Below are 21883 nucleotides of genomic sequence, written 5' to 3'. Positions count from 1 at the left end.
TCATTTATTATACAGCAGCAGCACTTAATTGTTTCTCAAGTATATAATCCACTTTATTTAACAATTGCATCGGGTCGAAAGGCTTTTGCAGCACTTCTCTCACACTATTATATTTTGTTGAAAGATCATTCATTTTATCGGCATAGAATCCCGAAAGTACCACTACCGGCGTATCCTGGTAGAGATAGCTGCCTGACAGATAATCCAGCAGTTCCCAGCCGTCGATATTCGGCATCTGCAGGTCGGTGATGATAAGATCCGCTTTGTTTCCTTTCAGCAGCCAGGTGATTGCCACCAGTCCATCCTGTGCGGAAACTACCGAATATTCTTTTCCTAAAACTGCCTCCAGCAAATAACGCATCGGCATACTATCGTCTATTACTAAAATTTTCTTTTTCATTTATACCTTCTTTACAAACAATTATTAAAACCGTTAATATGGGACGTGCAAATTATTTTGCAAACTCCCGAAGGCCTTTGATGGGATGTGGTCAATTATTAGTCAGGTAAATTACCTTCTGCGGTTTTAACATGGGGATATGAGAGAGGAAAGATGGTTTTTACATTTTTGCTGTTCGTTACCAGATCTGTTATCTGATGAACATGAAGCAAAAGTATTATTTTCAGGATATCATAGATACTTTTTTTGGTAAACGACTTAATTTGGAGGGTAAGTGTTGCAATTTTTACTGTAAACGGTCGGAATGATGTCAATAAAACGATATGAAACAACGATCTAATATAAAAATACAATTGCGTATGATCCAAATTATGATACTTTTGCACTGAAAACATACGTATCCCCATAAATGTATTGTCCTCTATGTCAATTTTGTCTGTGATTTTCTGGTTGAGCATTTTTATAGTATGCTATAGTTACATAGGATATGGTTTGTTGCTTTATCTTGTAATCCGCGTCAAACGGCTATTACAGGGCAAAAAAGCTGATGCGGCCGCACCTTTTGTACCCGATGTTACTTTCCTGGTAGCTGCTTATAACGAAGAAGATTTTATTGCAGAAAAGATAGCAAACAGCCTCGCAATGAATTACCCTGCGGGGAAAATACAGTTCATTTTTGTGACGGATGGATCTTCCGACAACACCAATGAGATCATTTCGCAGCATCCCCGGATCACCTTATTATATGATCCGCAGCGCAAAGGAAAAATGGCCGCGGTAAACCGGGCCATGGCAATGGTTACCACTCCCTTTGTAGTATTGTCTGATGCCAATACCCTGCTGAATCCTGCCGCCGTATCCCTGCTTATGCAGCACTTTGCAGATGACCAGGTGGGCGTGGTGGCCGGCGAAAAGAAAGTAATGGCTACTACCGGCGGGGCAGAAGCCCAGGGCGAGGGCATGTACTGGAAATATGAATCGTTACTGAAAAAATGGGATGCAGAGCTGTATAGTGTAATGGGTGCTGCCGGCGAACTGATAGCGATCCGTACTGCGCTTTATGAGCAGCCGCAGGAAGATACCATACTGGACGACTTCATGATTTCATTTAAAATAAACATGAAAGGTTACCGGGTAATGTATGAACCTGCCGCCTACGCCATGGAAACCTCTTCTGCTTCCCTCCAGGAAGAGTATAAGCGTAAAGTAAGGATCAGCGCAGGCGGATTTCAGTCGATGGGCCGGCTACTCCCGCTGCTGAATCCTTTCAGGTATCCTAAAATTACGTGGCAGTATATCTCCCACCGGGTGCTGCGCTGGACGCTTGCGCCCTTGTCCCTGCTACTGGCCCTGGTTGCCAATATTCTTCTTATCGTGTTCAATGGCGGCCCTATATATATAATTACCGGTGTATTACAGCTGCTTTTCTATATGGCCGCATTTACCGGTTACGTACTTGCCCAAAAGCAGATCAAAGCGAAATACTTCTATATCCCTTTTTACTTTGTGTTTATGAACGTAGCCGTTTACATCGGTTGCATACGCTTCTTCAGGAAGCGGCAATCTGCTGTTTGGGAACGGGCACAACGGAGTATTGCCGTTCAATAATGGAGTGCCGGTTTATTTCACCCGATAAAAATTTGCGTTTACCAGCAAAAAAACGCCGTTTGCAAAAAAATTCCTTATATATAGATACAGTTATTTACTTTAGCGGTGAATATAAAAACCAATTGTAGAATCATTTTTTGTCACAAATGAGCTGAGAATACAAATACACCATCAGTGAATTGATGATTTACCTACAGCCATTTTTCTAAGACCTCATCCTTCGATAAAGCCACGTCACCTTTGGATAGATATCCGGAGTGTATTTAATTTTTACCATCTCCTTTGAACTGCAAGTATATCCGGCTTTCCGGATCAGTGCTTGTTATACTTTTTTTCTGCAGTTAAAGCCGAATGACTGCCAGATAACATAACATATAACATACTTCCATGAATCGAACTTTACACCGTATGCTCCTTTTAGTGCTCTTGGGTCTCTGCTATCTATCAGCAGTGAAGGCACAAACAGCATTAAACCCCAGTGATCCCGTTATCACTTACAATCCTGCCAATCCCCCAGCGGATCCACAGTATGATAAGATCACCAAATGGGTGAGAACAGTCAGGATGAGCTATAACACGGATTCTTATAAATGCTACATTTATAAGAACATGGCGTTTCGCCTGAAATTCCCCAAAACATACGCTCCTGGCGTGAATGATGGAAAAAAATATCCCATCTACCTGTTCTTTCATGGTGTAGGTGAAAAAGGCACCATCTACGATAACGAATTCCATTTATTATGGGGAGGCCAGACATGGGCCAACCGCGTTGATAATGGTCAGTTCGACGGCTACTTAATATATCCTCAAAGCCAGGGTGGCTATTGGGGCCCCAACGACTACGATAACCTGAAAGAAGTAATCGATTCCATTGTTACCAGTGCAAAAGGCGATCCCGATCGCCTGATCGTAAATGGATTGTCCGGTGGCGGATGGGGCACATGGGAATTCACCATGCGCTATCCCCAGTTAACGGCAGCTTCGTTGCCAATGAGTGCGATGGCCATAGACTACGGCAATCATATTGATACCTACAAATTTACGCCGATGTGGCTTTTCCAGGGTGGCCTGGATGGCAACCCGGCTCCTTATACTACCAACCAGGTGGTGGCATTGATTAATGCCGCCGGTGCTAATTTTAAACTTACTACTTATCCCAACGATGAACACAATACCTGGAACGATGCATGGAATGAAGCAGATTTTGTTCCCTTCATGCTGAGAGCCAACAGGCTGAATCCTTATCCATTATATGGTTCATCCACTTTTTGTCCTGGTCAGACTATTACCATAGGTATAGCGCCGGGATTTTCGCAGTATGAATGGCAGAAAGATGGCGTCACTATATCTACCGGCACATCCAACTCAATCGTGGTTACCACTCCCGGTACCTATCGCGTAAGAGGACAACTCCCTACCGGCTGGACCGGCTGGTCAGTTACCCCGCTGGTGATCAGCTATAAACCTGCTTCCCCTGCGCAAACCATTACTACCTCCCCTGCCCTTGCCAGCAATGTGCTCCCGGCTACGGATGGCACTACCAGTCTTACCATGCAGGTACCGGCAGGTATGCTCAACTATGAATGGATACGTGCAGGCAGCGCTACCGTTCTCAGCACCACTAACACTTTAACTACTTCTACTCCCGGAGCATATGTAGTGCGGGTTACAGCACCCAACTATTGCATCGGTACTTACTCCGATACTTTCCGGATTATAAACAGCACTGGTGTAAACGGGCCTGATCCTATCAGCAGCCTGGCTATAAACAGTTTCACCAAAACACAGATCGTGCTGTCGTGGGTGGAAAATGCCACACCGGCCTACAACGAAAAGTACTTTGAAATATACCGCGCAACCCAGGCGGGTGGCCCCTATATACTTGTTGGTAAAAACAATGCCAACGTAGTTACTTTTACTGATAACAATCTCATTCCAAATACCAGCTATTTCTATAAAGTACGTCCTGTAAACGACAATGCAGCCGGGCCTCTTTCTGCGGAAGTGAAAGGCACCACTGCGTCAGACAGCTCTGCTCCTTCTGCCCCTCCGTCTTTAACCCTCGGTAGCTACACCAATAACCAGGTAATACTAAACTGGTTGGCTGCTACAGATGATGCAGGTATCGCCGGCTATGATATCTATGCAAACAATGTGTTGGTAACCTCCGTAGGCAAAGTACTTACTGCAACCGTAACCGGTCTCGCAGATGGCACCTTGTACAACTTCTACGTGAAAGCAAAAGATGTGTCGGGAAAATCATCTACTCCAAGTAACCAGGTAACGGTGAGAACCAAAAAGGCAAATCTTAATTATAAATATTATACCGGTTCTTACAGCACATTGCCCAACTTCACCAATCTTACGCCTGCGCAAACAGGCAAGGCTTATGTGCCTGACCAGAGTATCGTACCAGCCGGTGTTTCCACCAACTACGCCGTAATGTGGACAGGTTATATCCGTATCCCTGTTACCGGTACCTATAAATTTGAAACGTATTCAGATGATGGCAGTAAGCTGTATTTTAATAAAACATATTCCAATTCTGCTACCGCTACCGTAAACAACGATGGCGCACATGCGGCGGCTTATGCAGCAGGCACTGTAATTATCAGTGCAGGTGTGTATCCTATCACGGTTACCTACTTCCAGGGTAGCGGCGGTTCTGCAATGGGCGTATACTGGACCAGTAGCGCGGCAGGCATTAATACCCGCACGCTGATACCAGCAGAGGCCTTTGTTGATACATCAGTAGTGAATGGTACCGCTCCTACCGCCCCAACCACCCTCGCAGTAGCTGTAAACAATTACAGTAAACTGAACCTGACATGGGCAGACAAGAGCAATAATGAAACAGGCTTTGAAATTTACAGGAGCACCAGCAGCGGCGGCACTTATACCATTGTGGCTACTGCAGCTGCCAACGCGGTAAGCTATACAGATACCGCACTGAACGCTTCCACTCCTTATTATTATAAGATACGGGCTATCGGCCTTTTTGGTGAATCTGCTTACACGTCGGTAGCCAATGCTACCACAGCAGCTAAACCATTACCACCGGCAGTACCCACCAACCTCGTTACACAGGCGCTTTCCACCCAGGTAGTGAAATTAACCTGGAATGATAACAGCACCATTGAAACAGGCTACGAAGTTCAGCGTTCCCTGGCAGACAGCCTGCACTTCAGCGTGCTGAAAAGCCTTGGTCCTGTGGCTTCCGGACAGGGAACGTTCAATGACTCTTCCCTCGTCGCCAATACAATTGTATACTATAAGGTAAGAGCTTTTGGTGAAGGTGGTTACTCCGCATTTACCAAAGCGGTAATCGCAAAATCACTGAACAATCCACCGGTAATAGCCGACATCAGCAGTCAGACGATCCGCTATGGCACTACCCAGAGCATACCGTTGTCAGCTACCGATCCGGATAATGATGTGATTACTTTTAGTCTTTATAACGCACCTGCATTCTTCTCCCTGCAGCAGAACGCTGGTACCACTTCCCTGATCCTGGCGCCAACAGCAGCGCAGCAGGGCACCTATAATGGTGTTGGAGTGATCGCCACAGATGCTAACGGAGGAAAGGACACCGCGTTGTTTAATATCATCGTAAATGATAACTATCCTCCGGTAATAGATTCTGTTGCAGGATGGAGCGTGGATGAAGGAACGCAGAGGAACGTAAAGGTATCCCTGCATGATCTGAATCCGGGTAATACCTACACCTGGACAGCACTCCAGATCCCGTCTTTTGCCACCATCACCAGTAATAATGATACCTGTGTCATCAACCTGCAACCAGGATTTGGTGCATCCGGTACTTATACTGTTAAGTTACAGGCAACCGACAACAAGGGAGGCATTGATGTGCGCAGCTTCCTGTTAACGGTGGTAGATAAGCCAACACCTAATTATAAGCTGCTCCTCAACTTCACATTGAACAGCCTGGCGCCAGCACCGTGGAATAACATTACCGGGGCTACCGCCAATCTGAAAGACGACAACGGAACAACCACCAGCGTTGGCCTGTCGTTCGATGAAACCTGGTGGGCTGCCGGCACAGAAGGTGCTACCACCGGCAACAATAGTGGTGTATATCCTGATGCTGTGATGAGCCAGTACCTCTACTTTGGTTCGCTTCCCGGCTTCTTTACAGGTGCGCCGGCTATGCACGGACATCTCACCGGCCTGGAAACAAACAGGACTTATTCCATTAAGTTCTTCTCCAGCAGCAAATGGTGGGCGCCGCAGCCGGATAATGGCAGCACGCAGTACACTATTAATGGTGTAACCAAAGCCCTGAACGTTCAGAATAATACTACGAATACAGCAGTTTTCGAAAACCTGACAGCAGATGCTAATGGTGAAATTAAATTTACCCTCAGCGTTCCTGCAGGCGGACAGGTAGGTTACCTCAATGCGATGGAAATAAACGCGGGCGGAGCCGGCGATACTACCGTCGTGGTAAATAAAGCCCCTGTAATTGCGGCTATTCCGAATAAAACGCTGGCAGCCGGAGATACCCTGCATGTACAGCTCCAGGGATCCGATCCTGAAAACGATGCCATTACGTACACCGGTTATAATCTCCCTGCCTTTGTTTCAGTAGTACAGTCACAAGGTAGTAATCCTTACCTCCTGGTGGCTCCTGCTACCAGCAATGCGGGCCAGTTTAATAACATCGGCGTAATTGGTACTGATACACATGGCAACAGCGACACCGTGGTATTTAACCTCACCGTAAATGCACCGGCAGGTGGAGATACCAGCGGATATAAACTGCTCCTCAGTATCAAACAAAACAGTACTGCACCGGCACCGTGGAATAATGTTACCGGAAAGGTGACCACCAACCTGAAAAACGACAAGGGTCAAACAACAGCATCGAGCCTGGTGTTTGATGAAACCTGGTGGGCTACCAACGGCGAAGGCGCTATTACCGGTAATAACAGTGGCGTATACCCGGATGCAGTGATCAACGACTTCCTCTACTTTGGCTCATTGCCGGGCTTCTTCACAGGGGCACCAAGCATGACCGGCCACATTACTGGCCTGGAAGCCGGTAAGAAGTTTACCGTTAAGTTCTTCTCCAGCAGTAAATGGTGGGCGCCGCAGCCGGACAATGGCAGCACGAAGTTCACTGTCAACGGCGTTAGCCAGACACTGTATGTACAAAACAATTCTGCGAGCGTGGTGAGCTTCACAAACCTCAGCCCCGACGCAAATGGTGAAATAGTATTTACGCTGAGTATTCCTGCAGGCGGACAGGTAGGTTACCTGAATGCGATCGAAGTGGTTGCAGGTACTTCCTCAGCACCGGAAGTCAATCACGCACCGGTAATAACAGATATTACCAACCAGAGTCTGGAGGCAGGTTCCAGTCTGAATGTTCCAGTAACGGCAGCGGACGCGGACAACAACCCGATTACGTATAGCACCGTCAACCTGCCTTCTTTTGTTACCCTGGTACAATCAGGTGGTAGTGTATCCCTTTCTGTAGCGCCAACTATCAGCGATGCAGGTACTTACAATAATGTAAAAGTTATTGTGAAGGATACATACGGCGCTGCCGACACCACTACATTCAATATCACGGTAACCCAGGCGCCTAACACCAGTGGCAGCTACAAACTGTTACTGAACTTCAAGCTCAATAATACGGTACCGGCGCCGTGGAATAACATTACAGGCGCTACGTCCAACCTGAAGAATGATCAGGGACAAACCACTTCCGTAGGATTAAGATTTGACGAAACATGGTGGGCTGCCGGCGTTGAAGGAGCTACCACCGGTAATAACAGCGGTGTGTACCCGGATGCGGTACTGGCTGAATACCTGTACTTCGGTTCATTATCCGGCTTCTTTACAGGCGCACCGGTTATGCACGGTCACCTTACCGGGTTAAGCGCCAATACCACTTATACCATCAAGTTCCTGTCCAACAGTAAATGGTGGGCGCCGCAGCCTGATAACGGCAGCACCCAGTTCACCATCAATGGTGTAAGCAAAACATTGAATGCGCAAAACAATACCAGCACCACCGCAGATTTCGCGAACCTTACAGCAGACGCTAACGGTGAAATTGCGTTTACGCTCAGTATCCCTCCGGGCGGTCAGGTAGGCTATCTCAATGCAATGGAAATTGTTGCGACCACCAACATTCAGAACCTGGGCAATAATACGCAGCTGATGGGAACGGGTAATTCAATGATCACCACCACAAATACTGCAAAAAGCAGTATGCTGGTGAACGTTTATCCAAACCCTTATATAGATAACCTGGCCATTGATATGACACTGCAGAAAACAGCACCTGTAATGCTCATTGAAATCAATGACCTGAGTGGTAAGCGCCTTTACAGCGAAACCAGGAAAGAGGTACCACAGGGTAAAAACCTGATAAGGATCAATACACAGCGTACAGTGACACTGCCGGGTGTATATATCCTGAGGATCACTTCTTCTACCGGTGAAACAAAGAGCGTTAAACTTATCAGGCAGAACTGAGTTGTAACTGAATGATTACTATAAAAGTAAAACCGTTCCGGGCAATGTTCCGGAACGGTTTTTTTTATAAAATAATCGCTTTACCCGCCAAACTTCAGCGGTTACCAACTAATTTTTATGTTTCGCTTAAAAATAAAGTGTGTTTTAATATAATCTTTTACCTTTGAGCCATAACCGGATATACCAGGATAGCTTTGCTCCCCGGATATCTCCCCATTAACCTCATCCTCAGCCAAAAACCTGATATATTGTAGGGCTTCTTGCCTGACATTATCATCTTATTTTTTACCATCTCCTCTGACATACCAGTTACCACGCCGGGACAAGGCCGATGTACGTGTATTTACGTATACCTACCCCTGCGTATCAATTAAAGCTTAAAGGAAAAATTCTATATGGACATTGTGTATTTTATAAAGGCATTGCTAAAAAAGAAATGGTGGATCCTGTTCAGCACCATTGCCGCTGTTGCAGCTGCATTTGCTTTTACCATCGGCAAACCCAAACTTTATGCCTCTACCGCCCAGATGGCGACAGGTTTTACAACGAATGAACAAATCAAACTGCGGGACGAAAATCTGAACCTCTTTGAAGCAGATGTTAAATTCGATAACGTTATCGAAACCATGAATTCCCCGCTGGTGATCGGATTACTGGCCTGTGACCTCATGGTGCACGATCTCACCTCCACTAAACCTTTCAGACATCTTTCAGAAAAAGATCTGAAAGATCCTCATTATACCAGTGCCAACAAGGAAGAAATTGTGCGCATCTGCCGTCAGAAAATTGATTCGCTGCAGATACTTTCTTCTTCCCAACCGGAAGAAAGAAAAATACTGGAGTTCATGAAGATTTACCGGTACGACTTTGAGTCTATCCGTAAAATGCTGTATGCCGCACGTCTTTCCCGTACAGATTATATCAACATCATCTGTTATTCAGATAATCCTGAATTATCGGCGTACACTGTTAATACCCTTTACAAAGAGTTTATACGTTTTTACCGCAGCTCCCGTTCTGAACGCTCTGTTGAAAACGTAGAAACATTTGAAGCACTGGTAAACCAAAAGAAACAGGAACTGGAGCAGAAAGTAGAAGCGCTCAGGGGTTACAAAACACAACAAGGCGTGTTAAACGTAGAAACCGCCAGTGGCAATGAATGGGACCTGATCAAACAGTTTGAGAAATCTGTATCGGATGAAAGGGCGAACTACAATAACCTGCAGGCTTCTCTTAATAACGTGAACGCACAGCTGGCCCAGACAAGCAGTGGCAAACCGGCCTACTCCAATTCAAATGGGGAAATAGTTACGCTGAGAAAACAGATCAACGATCTGAACGACCAATATGTAAATTCCGGCTCCACTGATAATGCACTGGCAGAAAAAATAAAAACGCAGCGCGCCAAATTGCAGAAGGTATTGCTGGATGCTTCTTCTACTACGGGCAAAGTAAGTACCCGTGAAGAGCTGATCCAAAGCAGGGATGCATTGGAAGCACAGGTAAGCGCCGCTAAATTAAATATCAGTACCCTGGAAGCAAAGATCCGTAATCTCCGTTCTTCCGTTGGTTCTTATGCCAATAAGGAAGCTACGGTAACTTCCCTGCAACAGGAAGTGGAACTGGCTCAGGATGAATATAATAAGCTGAAAGAAAAACTTGGCTCCGCCTTGGATAACCGGAATGTGCCACAGGATAATTTCCGCCAGACATTAAAGGGACAACCGGCTTTCACACCAGAATCATCCAAACGGCTCATCATTATGGGTATGTCCGGTATGGCTGTTTTTATGATTTCCTGCATCGGTATCCTTTTCAGGGAGTTTATGGACAACTCACTGAAATCCCCTTCTGTATTCAACCGCAGCTCCAACCTGAAGTTGATTGCTACCATCAATCATACTAATCTTCAGAGATATAAACTGCTGGAAATATTACAACGTAAAACGGATGAGGCACAATGGCTGAAAAGACAAAATGTTTTCCGCGAACTTTTACGTAAACTCAGGTATGAGCTGGAAAGCAGTGGCAAAAAAATATTCCTGTTTACCAGTACAGAACCCCAGCAGGGTAAAACCACACTGCTGCAGGCAGTGGCATACAGCCTCAGCCTGAGCAACAAAAAAGTATTGATCATCGATACCAACTTCTGTAACAATGATGTAAGCGTGCAAATGGAAGCGAAACCAACCCTGGAGTATTTCTCTGTACCACCTGAAGAGTTTTCCATTGAAAAAGTAAAAGAGATTGTTACTACTTACGAAACACCGGGTATTGAAATTATTGGATGTAAAGGTGGCGACTATACGCCATCAGAAATTTTACCGCCCAACCACCTGCTCAATTACCTGCCTGAACTGAAAAAACACTACGATTATATTTTGATGGAAGGCGCCCCACTGAACGATTTCACAGATAGCCGGGAACTGGCTGCCTATGCAGAAGGTGTGGTAGCAATTTTCTCCTCCCGCTTGAAAATGAAACAAATTGACAGAGAATCTTCCGAGTTCCTGGAGTCTCTCGGCGATAAGTTCCTGGGAGTGGTTTTGAATAATGTAAAAGAAGATTTTATTGAGCTTTGATCTTTTAAATATGTATCAACGGATCTTTAAAGACACATTTAGTTTGCGGCCCGAAAAAAATGATTCGCGTTATGCCTGGATCGACTATGCCAAGGGAATAGCCATTGTACTGGTGGTTTACCGTCATCTGGCATATGGTCTGGTGGCGCGCGGCGTATCTCTTCCTAAAGAAGTACTTGCCACAAATGACATGCTTTACAGTTTCAGGATGCCTTTATTTTTCCTGCTTTCCGGATTTTTTTTCAGCAGAAGTATTGCTAAAAGAGGTGCCAGGAACTTTGGGATATCGAAGATCAATACGCTATTATATCCTTATATACTTTGGGCAGTCATACAAATCAGTTTGCAGATCTTATTTCCGAAATACGCAAATGCGGAACGGTCCGCAACGGATTTCCTGAATATACTGCTTCAGCCCAGAACACTGGATCAGTTGTGGTACCTGTTTGCATTATTTAATGTTACCATGTTGTATCTGCTCACATCACGGGTGTTCAAAGAGAAAAAGTACTGGCAGGTGGTAACAGGACTGGTACTGCTTGGCGTGGCACCATATGTGCACAGCAGCAGCGCGCTTTATGACATCGCACTGCACTACATCTACTTTGCCATCGGGGATATTACCGCGGTTTACTTTTTCCGTATACAAATACAGCAACAGTTATCCAACCCGGTGAACCTGCTGATGTTGACGCCGGTGTTTTGTGTGCTGCAATGGTATTACCTGTATCATCAACAAATGAACCTGTACCTGTTAATGCTCATTGCACTCAATGGCTGCTTATTTGTAATCATGCTGGCATCCTGGCTTGCGAGGCTGCACAAGCTGCAGTTCCTGAGCATAACCGGCCACTATTCCCTGTACATCTACCTCCTGCACATTACTGTTTTTGCGGGGTTACGCGCGGTGCTGCTGGGCATAGGGATAACCAACGGGATCGTGTTGCTGCTGATCTGTATACCATCCTCGATATTGCTTTCAATTATTGCGTATCGTTTACTGGTAAAATTAGGATGCAGTTTCCTGTTTACGGGAAAGTTTGGTACCAGCCGTTCAAATGGAAAAATCATGACGTATAGTTTTATATGAAAACGCAACCAAAGAAAAAGCCAATAGACCAACATCTTCACCAGATGCTGATTCTCATCTTTATAGCGCTTACTATTATCGCTATGGGTATTAAAATAGTATTCTTATAAATTGACCTAAGTGGAAATTGCGAAGAAAAATATTTTCAACATATTTATTATTATCGGTTGGGTACTGCTGATCCCGGCAATAGCCTATATCGGCGCCCAGGAGGTAAAATACATTGCGTTGCTGATCGGGTTGGTGATAGGAATCACTGTTGCCGCGATTTCCATTCTGAATTACCGTGCAGGTTATTTTATCTCCTGTACAGTGGCGCTGACCGTGCGTTTGCTCGAAAGGATGTCCGGTACGGAAATACCTGTGGGCGTATTAATAGATGCCATTCTGCTGATCACATTGCTGGGTAGTTTATTAAAGGCCGGAGACGATAGTATCAAGAAGGTCAATTTTCTCCGGGATCCTGTATTGATATCCTTTTACATCTACGGAGGCTACGTGCTGCTGCAGTTTTTTAATCCTGCGTTTGTATACGACCGGCATGGCTGGACCACCTTTGCGAGGGTATTTGTCCGCAATATGATCTTTATGTACCTGGTCATGAAAATGATCCGCAACATGAATGACCTGAAAGTATTCCTGAAATTCTGGATTATCATACTTACGGTTGCCGCCTTTTATGCGTGTATTCAGCAATGGTTTGGATTAATGCCGTTTGAAAAAGCATATATCGCCAAATACCCGGAGAAATTCAAAACCGTGATTATTCTCACCGGCATCCGTATTTTCTCCTTTGTGTCGGATCCTGCGGTGTTTGGTGTTATCATGGCCTGCGGCTGTATCATAAATATCGTACTGCTCACCAGCTCCAATAAAATGATATCAGCATCCAAAAAAGTATTCCTGCTGATATCCCTGGCGCTTCAGTTTATGGCATTGGGCTTTTCCGGTACCCGTACGGCTTATATCATGGTGCCGATGGGGCTTATCATGATGCTGTTTGTAAACCTGCGGAACAGGAATACAGTGATTGGTGCGCTGGTCTTTGTATTTGCTTTCCTGGTATTGATGTTTGGGCCGTTTCACGGCAACTCAACGGTTGTCAGGATGAGAACGGCCTTTTCCGGTTCAGAGGATGCCTCCCTGAATGTGCGGGAAGTAAACAGGCATCGTATACAACCATACATCTACAGTCATCCCATCGGCGGTGGATTCCTGAGTTGCGAACCGGGTTCGGGCAGCGAGCTGGATGGCTTTCCTCCCGACAGCGGCTATTTGCGTACCGCGCTGGAGCAGGGATGGATAGGCTTACTGCTGATCATGGTAAATATTTACCTGGTAATGCAATACATGGTTGCCAATTATTTTGCCAGCAGAACGGAGGTGGAAAAACAGTATACACTGGTTATCCTTTGTGTGATGTTCGCCCTGGTAGTAAGTATTTACGCCCAGGAATCGTCCGGCCTTATTGAATCGGCGTTGCTTTATTATGCCCTTAACGGCATCTCTATAAAATTAAAATATTTATTATCATCTCCAAATATTACAACATGAAACGAGTACTATTCTTTTTATTAGTAGCATTAACAGGTACAGTGGCAAAGGCGCAAAGAGCCGATACCAGTATTGTGCTGCGCCTGCCAGCAGATTTGCCGACAGTGACCAGACTAAAAACAAGACTGGTGGAACTTGCAATGGAAAATCCGCAAATCAAAGCTTTGGACATAAAAAAACAGATTACAAAATACGATGAAAACAGGGCCAAAGCCGGATGGCTGGACATGATCGTTGCTTCGGGTAACCTGAACGAATTTACAATTAAGGGAAGCGGCACTACCAACAACAATACCCTGTACCCCAGGTACAACTTTGGTGTCAGTGTGCCACTTGGTCATCTGATCAGCATTCCTAACGAAGTAAAAACTGCGAAGGCTAACGGAAAAGTATTCGAACAACAGAAAGAAGGTGAAAAGCTGGCTTTAAAATCTGCTGTATTGCGCGCCTACGAAGATTATGCAGCGAACAAGCAGCTGTATGAACTGCAAATGCCTTTGCTGGAGGACTCCTACAATCATTACAAACAAGTGGAACAACGTTTCTCCAAAGGTGATCAGAACACCGCAGTGGAAAGTTTGAACGAAGCTTACCGCATTTATAATGCAGAAATGGTGCGTAAGGTAAATCTTGAAAGAGAAGTAAAACAATCTAAACTGGTACTTGAAGCAATTATTGGTACCACACTGGAAGAAGTATTGCTGCAGTTATAATATAGCGGTTTGTGAACATCGTATCCGGCAATGCGGATTACTGAAAATAAAATCAAGGATGAGAGTATTTCTTATTATCACGCTTATGCTGCAGACAGCGTTATTGTCTGCACAGGACTTGAAACCATTTAAACAGATTGAGGTACAGATTACGCCCTGGCACCATATTCCGGCGCTGCTGAAGCTACCGGACAATCTGAAAACCGGGAAAAGATACCCGTTGCTTATTTGTCTTCATGGCAGAAGTATCGCCGGTACTGATATTACCAAGATCTTCAGACAGGGTGTAGCGAGGCAAATGCACGAAGGAAAGAATATTGATGCTGTCAATAAAGTGGACGGCAAGAAATATGAGTTTATTGTGCTGGCGCCCCTGGCCACCAGCTGGTCGCTTGGCCCGGAACACCTGGATGCTGCCATTACGGATGTATTGAAAAGATATCCAATTGACTCTTCCCGTATTTATATCACAGGATACAGTGCAGGCGGATGGTCAGTAGGAATGGCCGTTACCGATAAAAGAACGGCAAAGCGGGTGGCTGCTGCCGTGAACATGTCGCCGGCTACTATCGATGCAGAGAACCTGAAAAACTTTCAGATAACTGCCAAGAACAATATCCATGTGTGGTATTTCGGTGGTAGTGATGAACCGGTGTTTCTTGGCAACTGTAAACTTTATGCGGACAGTACCAACAAATACAAACCAGGACTCACCAAACTGAGCATCGGGGATCATAAACATTGCTGCTGGGAACAATATTACAACCCTTCCTACCGGGAAGATGGTATGAATATTTACGAGTGGCTGTTGCAATTCAAAAGATAACCAGGTATGTCCAGGCGCATGAAATGGCTATTAACACTGGCGGGCGGCATTATATTGCTGCTGACAGCGGCTTTCCTGATCATCAAACAAGGGCAGGAAACCGCGCCTCTTAATGAGCATACGCGTAAATCTGCACCGGGGCAATTTATACGCCTGGCACAGGGAAATGTACACTATAGTTTGTCCGGCCCTGACACCGCCCGGTTGCTGGTACTAATTCACGGAGGTGGCTGCAGTGGCATCGAAGTATGGAAATACAATATTCCTTATCTCCTGTCCAAAGGTTACCGGGTGCTTTCATACGATCTTTACGGCAGGGGCTATTCCGACAGACCGGAAACGGCCTATGATCTCTGCCTGTACCGGGAGCAACTGACCGCTTTATTGGATACACTACAGCTCCGTCAGCCGTTTGATATGATCGCTATGTCCATGGGAGCGTCTATAGGATTGGACTATGCGGCCAGTCACCCCGAACGGGTGAAACAGATTATATTGCTCGGACCAGCTGCCAGCGGAGATCTTCAACCCAGCAAACTGTTGCGCATCCCGGTTGTAAGAGACGTTTTAATGAGTGGATACTGGTATCCCCGTTCGGTGGAAAATCAGCGGAAAGAGTTCGTGAATCAGCCACTGTTCAACAACTACGCAGAGCGGTTAAAATATTTTATAAATTTCAGGGGTTACAAGCGCATCACGCTATCGTCCTGGATGCATATGCTGAATCAGAGCCAGCTTTATTTACTGGAAAAAATACCCGCCGGAAAAATGTTGCTCATCTATGGTAAGCAAGACCCCTTTTTCCCAAAAGAGAAATTAAGTTCTTATACTGCTTTATACCCAACTTTAGAAGTACATGAAGTAGACAGCGCCGGGCACATGCCTCATTTTGAACAACCACAGGAAGTGAATGAAATGATGTGGAAGTATCTCGAAGAAAAAAAGTAATGCCCGGTGAAAAAAGAAAACAGCCGCCCGGATAACCAGGGCGGCTGTTTTATTATCGCCTGTTGCGGAATAGTACGGATTAGTTTGTTCTATAGCCGGTGGTCAGCAATGCTGAACCGGATTTAGGCTGGTAGAAATTGTTGGTGTCCACACCAGCTGCTGCTACTGATACAAATTTGGAATTGGCTTCTGTGCCTGTTCCTTCTATAACAGAGGCGCCATTTTCAGTGTATATATAAGCGTTAGGCGCAATTGTACCGCCACTTACACGTGGTTGAATGAACGCGTTATCTTTCACGATCTGCGCAGCAGTCATACCGAAATAACCGTTAATACGGAGAGACACGCCACCTGTTCTTGCAATAGTGTTATTGGTGATCTGAACCACTGCTTTATCAGTTCCTCTCAGGCTCACCCCGTCTCCCTGGTTATCTCTTAACAGGTTATTACGGATAATGTGCGTTGCGCCATTTTCACCAGATCCGTAAAACTGGATCAGTTCACCCCATCCATCGTGCACATAGTTATCGTGGACGTTGGTATTAGTGGTACGGCCGCCAATCAGGATGCCGCCATTATGACCTGAATTATGCTGACCGCCCCAGCTGGTAACGGTGTTGCCATATATTTCCAGCTTGTCGATGGCTGCAGTCTGGATGCCATCTGCTCCCCCATTTGAAACAGCATTATTATAGATTTTTACATTACGCCATTTAATGGGCTGTACGTACTGCTGGCCGCTGGTAAACCCTGACGGATCACCATAGTAAGGTGCGTTGGCAGTGAGGTTCCAGTAAAGGGCGGTATGACCAATATAAAATGCTTCGTTGTTGGTACCGCTGATCGCCACGTCGTGGATGAGCAGGTTGTCCATGTAGGAGTTAGGATACTGGGTGCTTAAGTCGCCCTTTACCGGGTCGGTTTTAGCCCATATGCCTGTACCGCCGTTATGTATGGTAACATTGGCGATTTCAAAATTATCGGTATGCTGGCTCAGCGTAAAGTCGAAATACGCTTCCTTGCCTGCCTGGGTGCTTCCTTCTACTACAAATTCGGATTTTGATTTTTCACCACCTGCTTTCACATAATGGCAGTTCACGAAACTGATGGCTGTAGCCCAGGAACCACCGCTCCAGGATGGATTACCTATTTTAACTACGGTGCCGCTGGCATTTTTAACAATGATAGGGCTGCCTGACGCGCCTTTCAGGTTATTAAAAACGACGGCAGAAAATGTTCCTTTCAGATTCAGAATTTCCCCTGCTTTGTAGATGCTTCCATCCACTACTAACCTGCCATCCTTGTCGGGAACAAGTGTGTATTGCTTCCCGCCAACAGTAGGCTTTACGGCTGTTTCAGCTGGATTGTTTTCTGGTAATACCTGGCTTAGTTGATCCTTGTTGCAACTTTCTGTTGTGATCGATAAAGCCAGGGCAAAGGATACGAATGTAAACATAGACAATCGTGCGGTAATGTAGTGCCTCATGGTTTTTCAGATATTATATGGTTTCAATAAAAAGCTCACAATTACCCAATTGGTAAATTGCAAATTGATTCAAGTGATATGGATTCGGTCATTCAATAAATAATGCACTGCATACAATTGTCTCCGGAAACAATTTAACGGTCCATTTTAATTTATGGCTGCGAATATCCAGATTTTTGGATATAAAACAGCATCTTAACGGACGTCTTCCGCGAAATATTATACGCCAGAAACGGGGCTATATGAGTTATAACGGATTTCTGGAAAACCACTGATGCCCTTATGCATTTATTCCGAAATAGACCGAGCCCATAATGCGCTTACCAGTCCTGAAACACAGGCCAATCAATAATATTACTATTAAATATACTATAAATTTAACAGTAATATGTAACTTTTTTTGAACTTTTTTTAATAAAAATGAAAAACTTTTCCCACATCAGGGGGAGGTGAAAAAATGAAGCACGAATGAATAAAAAAGGTACAAGGTGGTAAACAAAAAAGCCGTCTCAAAAGTTGAAACGGCCTGTTTGTTATTATGTAAGCTTCGGAGTGATTACAAGCCGAAAGCTGCTTTTACTTTATCAACATAATCCAGTTTCTCCCAGGTAAACAGCTCAACTTCCACACTTTTCTCGTGTTTCTTGCCTTTGTTGAATACTTTGGTCACCACTTTAGGCTCGCGACCCATGTGGCCATAGGCGGCGGTTTCGCTGTAAATAGGATTACGCAGTTTCAATCTTTGTTCGATCGCATAAGGGCGCAGGTCAAAGATCTCTTCAATCTTTTTAGCGATTTCGCCATCGTTCAGTTTCACTTTGGAGGTACCGTTGGTATTTACATAAATACCGCAGGGCTTAGCAACGCCGATGGCGTAGGATACCTGTACCAGTATTTCGTCGCATACACCTGCAGCCACCATATTCTTAGCGATATGACGGGTTGCATAAGCAGCGGAACGGTCTACCTTGGAAGGATCTTTACCGGAGAAAGCGCCACCACCATGAGCACCTTTACCACCGTAGGTATCTACAATGATTTTACGGCCGGTTAAGCCGGTATCACCGTGAGGGCCACCGATTACAAATTTACCGGTTGGGTTGATATGGTGATTGATATCGAAACCTTCAAACAGTTTTTGCAATTCCGGTTTCAGCTGTGCTTTGACGCGGGGGATCAGGATTTTGATCATATCTTCCTTGATCTTTGCCAGCATTTTCTCATCTTCATCAAAGTCATCGTGCTGGGTAGAGATCACGATAGAATCAATTCTTACCGGTTTATTATCATCAGAATATTCGATAGTAACCTGGGATTTGGCATCCGGACGCAGGTACTTGATTTCTTTATTTTCACGACGGAGAACAGCGAGTTCCAGCAACAGTTTATGTGCCAGATCGAGGGCCAGCGGCATGTAGTTATCGGTTTCGCGGGTAGCATAACCGAACATCATACCCTGATCTCCTGCACCTTGTTCTTCGGGAGATTTACGATCTACGCCCTGGTTGATATCCGGAGATTGCTCATGTATAGCAGATAGAATTCCGCAGGAATTCGCTTCAAACATGTACTCACTCTTGGTATAACCAATTTTACGGATTACTTCTCTTGCAATGTCCTGCACATCGAGGTATGCCTCTGATTTCACTTCACCTGCCAAAACAACCTGGCCGGTAGTTACAAGCGTTTCACAAGCTACTTTAGATTTTGCGTCGTATGCCAGAAAGTTGTCGATCAAAGCGTCAGAGATCTGATCAGCTACTTTATCAGGATGTCCTTCTGAAACGGATTCAGATGTAAATAAATAAGGCATAAAAAACTGGGATTAGTAGTTTTATGGTTTAGTGTAAATAATTCTGAGCTTGATATTATACTGTGACAGGTTACTACCACCCACTTTCACACGATTCATATCCATGTATAACGGCGAATATCCTTCGAGCCTGAAACCCTTATTGAGGTCCAGTTTCCTGATAAACCGCTGCATGGTATTGGCGAGATTAAAGGTGTATTGAACAACCTGTACGCCTCCAAAGTTGGTAATTACCTGGCGGGTGCCGCCAAAATAGGCTGCGCCTCCTCCTGTATAATAATCTGCGGGGATCTTGGTGGTATCACCGTTTGTATACTGTCGTAAAGATAAGCTTCCTGGTTCAATAAATATATTATTCATATCACTTGGACCGGAAGTTATTTGTGTAATTACCAGTTCAGCTTTATTGATCAGTACATTCGGGAAGTTCTCCAGTCCGGGTATAGTCAAATTCGTAAACAGTCCCGGTGCGGCGTTCAGGAACAGGATACTATCCCCGTTCGGGTTGTTGGTATTGATAAACCTCGATGCCTGGGAACCATTGTAATTACGGGTAAAGTAATTGGCATGGGCGCTGGCATACTGGTCAAACGCCATAGTGGCCCGAAGCGAATCGTCTGTAGTGTTTTTATAGAACACTGTCAGCTTGGTATTGCTATTGCTCAGGTTCAGATAGATCATGTTCCTGTTAGTACCCAGATTGGTATCCGGTACAATAGCAAAACCTTTCAGGTAGGCGCGGAAAGAGGAATCTGTGGCAAAAGCGCCATCCGACTTCTGGCTCAGCAACTGATTACCGAAGGCGGTGCTCAGTTTAATACGCAGCTGGGCAGTTTCTTTGGTGCCGTAAATGCTTACGGAGTCGCGGAGCGACAGTGGCGTAACGGTAGCCGTACCCAGTAACTCTCCGGGGTTATAAGCCAATGCTTTGTTATAAGCGTAGTTGGAGTCGATCGTAAATCCCGGTTCGGCCATCCGGTACACCCGGAAGGTTTGAGGCGACGAAGAGTCACCGGTATAGCCGGTATAGGCCAGCGACAACACAACAGAATCCAGTGTTTGCCCGGTACCTTCAAAGGTAAAGGCACTTTTGGGCAATGATACCTGCGTGTATACGAAAGCGTGAGTTCTGCCAAAAACAGGATCAGTGGTAACAGATCCCAGGATTTTGTTATAAGCGTTTTGTCCGTTTAAAATGGAGGAGTCATACCGGAGTATGTTATTGGCAATAATACCTGTGAGCGTTGTGTCCTGTGCATTCACAAAATCACCGGGAGGGATTAAGCCACTTCCCAGGATAGTGGATTTGTTACAACCGGTTGCTCCGTACAGCAGAGTAATATAGATAGCTAAGAAGCTAAGGTTCCTGAAATTGATCTTCACGCGTTATGTTGTTAGTGAGTATTGGTTTTACTGCCCGAACATGCTTTTAATACGCTTTAAATACGCTTCAACCACGCTTTAAAGGTGGACTTGATGGCTATTTACCCAGCAATTGGTTATACAATTGAAGGTAATCGCCCAGATCATCGTTGTCTTTTTTGAACGGCAAAATGATCTTTCCTTTTTCCGCTTTCACTTCATCTACTACTTTCTTTTCCAGTTTATCACCGGCCAGTACAACCGCGTCCGCGTATTTTGCTGCTCCCCTGTTCAGTGCAGTGTTGGTACCTTCCTTAAACAGTTCCATATCTTTTTCTTTGATCTGGTTACTGATGGTGGCCTTCTTAACAAAGGTAGTGCCTAACTTTTCCTTGAACGTATTGGGGGTCAGCGAATATATGATCTTTGAATTGGCAAAGACCGGCTCTTTTTTATAAGCCGTTTTCAGATACATAGGTATCAGAGAGGTCATCCAGCCACTGCAATGAATGATGTCAGGAGGCCATCCGAACTTTTTGACCGTTTCCAGGGCTCCTTTGCAGAAGAAGACAGCTCTCGCCGCGTTGTCGTCGAAAAACTCTTCGTTTTCATCGGCAAACACCGTTTTGCGCTTAAAATAATCTTCATTATCCAGGAAGTAAACCTGCAACCGGGCGTTTGGAAGCGAAGCCACCTTGATAATCAACGGGTAATCATCCCCGTCAATCACAATGTTGATCCCCGACAATCTTACGACTTCGTGCAAACGATGTCTTCTCTCATTAATAATTCCAAATCTAGGCATGATCACTCTCACTTCCAGGCCAGCCTCATTGGACTTAATTGCCATTTTATTGACCATTGCCGCGTAATCACTCAATTCCAGGTACGGCGACATCTCTTGGGCAATAAAAAGAATTCTTTTCTTTGTGGACATTTAACGCTGATTATTAATGCAGTAATTTTTAATTTGGCTTGCAAAATTACGGATTTT

The 21883-nt window shown here is 45.1% G+C and carries 13 protein-coding genes; 8 read left to right on the top strand and 5 right to left on the bottom strand.

Features of this window, described 5'->3' with window-relative positions; all coding sequences use genetic code 11:
• Positions 1-7: 7 nt before the first annotated feature.
• Positions 8-400, bottom strand: coding sequence for a response regulator (locus QFZ51_RS18060; protein ID WP_370910356.1), 393 nt, complete (start codon positions 398-400; stop codon positions 8-10).
• A gap of 423 nt (positions 401-823) precedes the next feature.
• Between QFZ51_RS18060 and QFZ51_RS18055 the strand changes: the two genes are divergently transcribed.
• From QFZ51_RS18055 to QFZ51_RS18020, 8 genes are all read left to right on the top strand, one after another.
• On the top strand, positions 824-2008 hold the full coding sequence (locus QFZ51_RS18055) for a glycosyltransferase family 2 protein (RefSeq protein WP_429047731.1): 1185 nt from the start codon (positions 824-826) through the stop codon (positions 2006-2008).
• A gap of 387 nt (positions 2009-2395) precedes the next feature.
• Entirely contained in the window at positions 2396-8515 is a 6120-nt protein-coding gene (locus QFZ51_RS18050) for a fibronectin type III domain-containing protein (protein ID WP_429047730.1), read from the top strand.
• 395 nt (positions 8516-8910) lie between these two features.
• A complete protein-coding gene (locus QFZ51_RS18045; RefSeq protein WP_429047729.1) occupies positions 8911-11097 on the top strand; it encodes a GumC family protein in 2187 nt (728 codons plus the stop codon).
• Between the two features lie 10 nt (positions 11098-11107).
• Positions 11108-12187: an acyltransferase family protein gene (locus QFZ51_RS18040; protein ID WP_429047727.1), complete on the top strand. Its 1080-nt coding sequence runs from the start codon at positions 11108-11110 to the stop codon at positions 12185-12187.
• Between the two features lie 120 nt (positions 12188-12307).
• Entirely contained in the window at positions 12308-13741 is a 1434-nt protein-coding gene (locus tag QFZ51_RS18035; protein WP_429047725.1) for an O-antigen ligase family protein, read from the top strand.
• Positions 13738-14454, top strand: coding sequence for a TolC family protein (locus QFZ51_RS18030; RefSeq protein WP_429047723.1), 717 nt, complete (start codon positions 13738-13740; stop codon positions 14452-14454). Before QFZ51_RS18035 ends, QFZ51_RS18030 begins: the two co-directional genes overlap by 4 nt.
• A 58-nt stretch (positions 14455-14512) precedes the next feature.
• Entirely contained in the window at positions 14513-15280 is a 768-nt protein-coding gene (locus QFZ51_RS18025; RefSeq protein WP_429047721.1) for a prolyl oligopeptidase family serine peptidase, read from the top strand.
• A gap of 18 nt (positions 15281-15298) precedes the next feature.
• Positions 15299-16228 (top strand): alpha/beta fold hydrolase, encoded by a 930-nt coding sequence (locus QFZ51_RS18020; protein ID WP_429047719.1) that lies wholly within the window; start codon positions 15299-15301, stop codon positions 16226-16228.
• Between the two features lie 79 nt (positions 16229-16307).
• Here QFZ51_RS18020 and QFZ51_RS18015 read toward each other — a convergent pair whose 3' ends face one another.
• The 4 genes from QFZ51_RS18015 to QFZ51_RS18000 all read right to left on the bottom strand — a co-directional run bounded on the left by QFZ51_RS18015 (position 16308) and on the right by QFZ51_RS18000 (position 21826).
• A complete protein-coding gene (locus QFZ51_RS18015) occupies positions 16308-17714 on the bottom strand; it encodes a right-handed parallel beta-helix repeat-containing protein (protein WP_429047717.1) in 1407 nt (468 codons plus the stop codon).
• 556 nt (positions 17715-18270) lie between these two features.
• Positions 18271-19527, bottom strand: a complete 1257-nt coding sequence (metK, locus tag QFZ51_RS18010) for a methionine adenosyltransferase (RefSeq protein WP_370910346.1) — start codon at positions 19525-19527, stop codon at positions 18271-18273.
• A gap of 21 nt (positions 19528-19548) precedes the next feature.
• The gene (locus QFZ51_RS18005; RefSeq protein ID WP_429047715.1) at positions 19549-20910 is read right to left on the bottom strand and encodes a DUF4270 family protein; all 1362 of its coding nucleotides are present in this window, start codon (positions 20908-20910) and stop codon (positions 19549-19551) included.
• Positions 20911-21007: 97 nt separating this feature from the next.
• Entirely contained in the window at positions 21008-21826 is an 819-nt protein-coding gene (locus QFZ51_RS18000; protein ID WP_079467430.1) for a glycogen/starch synthase, read from the bottom strand.
• Positions 21827-21883 lie beyond the last annotated feature (57 nt).

The sequence above is a fragment of the Chitinophaga sp. W3I9 genome, assembly GCF_050434025.1.
GTDB lineage: Bacteria > Bacteroidota > Bacteroidia > Chitinophagales > Chitinophagaceae > Chitinophaga.
The sequence above is the reverse complement of the archived record's forward strand: the minus strand, read 5'-3'. Positions and strand labels throughout refer to the sequence as shown.

What these genes read in the sequence shown, in the direction of transcription:
- QFZ51_RS18060 (WP_370910356.1), bottom strand. Translation starts at nt 400, where the DNA reads ATGAAAAAGAAAATTTTAGTAATAGACGATAGTATGCCGATGCGTTAT.
- QFZ51_RS18055 (WP_429047731.1), top strand. Translation starts at nt 824, where the DNA reads ATGTCAATTTTGTCTGTGATTTTCTGGTTGAGCATTTTTATAGTATGC.
- QFZ51_RS18050 (WP_429047730.1), top strand. Translation starts at nt 2,396, where the DNA reads ATGAATCGAACTTTACACCGTATGCTCCTTTTAGTGCTCTTGGGTCTC.
- QFZ51_RS18045 (WP_429047729.1), top strand. Translation starts at nt 8,911, where the DNA reads ATGGACATTGTGTATTTTATAAAGGCATTGCTAAAAAAGAAATGGTGG.
- QFZ51_RS18040 (WP_429047727.1), top strand. Translation starts at nt 11,108, where the DNA reads ATGTATCAACGGATCTTTAAAGACACATTTAGTTTGCGGCCCGAAAAA.
- QFZ51_RS18030 (WP_429047723.1), top strand. Translation starts at nt 13,738, where the DNA reads ATGAAACGAGTACTATTCTTTTTATTAGTAGCATTAACAGGTACAGTG.
- QFZ51_RS18025 (WP_429047721.1), top strand. Translation starts at nt 14,513, where the DNA reads ATGAGAGTATTTCTTATTATCACGCTTATGCTGCAGACAGCGTTATTG.
- QFZ51_RS18020 (WP_429047719.1), top strand. Translation starts at nt 15,299, where the DNA reads ATGAAATGGCTATTAACACTGGCGGGCGGCATTATATTGCTGCTGACA.
- QFZ51_RS18015 (WP_429047717.1), bottom strand. Translation starts at nt 17,714, where the DNA reads ATGAGGCACTACATTACCGCACGATTGTCTATGTTTACATTCGTATCC.
- metK (WP_370910346.1), bottom strand. Translation starts at nt 19,527, where the DNA reads ATGCCTTATTTATTTACATCTGAATCCGTTTCAGAAGGACATCCTGAT.
- QFZ51_RS18000 (WP_079467430.1), bottom strand. Translation starts at nt 21,826, where the DNA reads ATGTCCACAAAGAAAAGAATTCTTTTTATTGCCCAAGAGATGTCGCCG.